Source organism: Nonomuraea candida (genome assembly GCF_000725485.1).
GTDB lineage: Bacteria > Actinomycetota > Actinomycetes > Streptosporangiales > Streptosporangiaceae > Nonomuraea > Nonomuraea candida.
Map to the genome: position 1 here is coordinate 1 of NZ_JOAG01000123.1, position 1,423 is coordinate 1,423.

At 67.7% G+C, this 1,423-nt stretch carries 1 protein-coding gene; it reads right to left on the minus strand.

The features are described 5' to 3' along the window. Nucleotides 1–60: 60 nt before the first annotated feature. A complete protein-coding gene (locus IO39_RS43310; protein WP_043637584.1) occupies nt 61–1,302 on the minus strand; it encodes an IS256 family transposase in 1,242 nt (413 codons plus the stop codon). Nucleotides 1,303–1,423: the final 121 nt, after the last annotated feature.

Genomic DNA, 1,423 nt, shown 5'->3' on the forward strand with positions numbered 1-1,423 from the left:
CGGGTCACGTCCACGGACGTGGTGTATGAATCGGTCTTCGAGTGATCCTGTTTCTGCAGGTTAAGCGGTAAGTGTCTGCGGGAGTGGGTTCGGGGTCGGTGTGTCGCCGGGGATGAGCCGGATGCGGGCTTTGGCCAGAATGTCCAGGCCCATGTAGCGGCGGGCTTCGGTCCATTCGTCGGTCTGCTCGGCCAGTACTGCTCCGACCAGGCGGATGATCGAGGGCCGGTCGGGGAAGATGCCGACCACGTCGGTGCGGCGGCGGATCTCCTTGTTCAGTCGTTCCTGTGGGTTGTTGGACCAGATCTGCCGCCAGGTCTCGCGGGGGAAGGCGGCGAAGGCGAGCAGGTCCTCGCGGGCGGCGTCCAGGTGCTCGCAGGCGGCCGGGTACTTGGCTTCCAGGGCGTCGATGACCCAGGCGTGCTGGGTGCGGACCTGCTCGGCGGTGGGCTGGTCGAAGATGGTGCGCACCAGTGTGGCCACCCATGGCTGCGCGGATTTGGGGACGGTGGTGAGCAGGTTGCGCAGGTAGTGGGTGCGGCAGCGCTGCCAGGCCGCGCCGGGCAGGGCGGCGCCGATCGCCTCGACCAGGCCGCGGTGGGCGTCGGAGACGACCAGCTGGACGCCGGACAGGCCGCGCGCTGTCAGGCCGCGCAGGAAGGCCAGCCAGCCGGCGCCGTCCTCGGCCGAGGTGACGTCCAGGCCGAGGACTTCGCGCTGGCCGTTGGCGTTGACGCCGGTGGCGACCAGGGCGTGCACGTTGATCGTGCGGCCGCCCTCGCGCACCTTCTGGGTCAGCGCGTCCAGCCAGACGAAGGTGTAGGGGCCGGCGTCGAGCGCGCGAGTGCGGAAGGCTTCGACCTGCTCGTCCAGCACCGTGGCCATCTGTGAGACCTGGCTCTTGGAGATGTGCTTGATGCCCAGCTGCTCGACCAGCTTGTCGACTCTGCGGGTGGAGACGCCGAGCAGGTAGCTGGTGGCCACCACGCTGATCAGCGCCTGCTCGGCCCGGCGGCGGCGCTCCAGCAGCCAGTCCGGGTAGTAGGAGCCCTGCCGGAGCTTGGGAATGGCCAGATCGATCGTTCCGGCGCGGGTGTCCCACTGGCGTGTCCGGTAGCCGTTGCGGGAGTTGGTCCGCTCGTCGCTGCGCCGGCCGTAGGCGGCACCGCACAGGCTGTCGGCCTCGGCCGACATCAACGCTTCGGCCATGGTCTTCACCATGGATCGCAACATGTCAGGGTCATCGGTCTCGATCTGCTTCGCCAGCCACTGAGCGGGCGTCACACTGGGGTCTGCGGCCATCGTCTGGTTCCCTTCGATCTTGATCTAGCTACTCGAAGGATCACTCGATGGCCGTCTTCATTTCACGACGCCACGCCTCTTGACCAGGTCAAACTCGTACACCACTCCCGTGGACGCAACC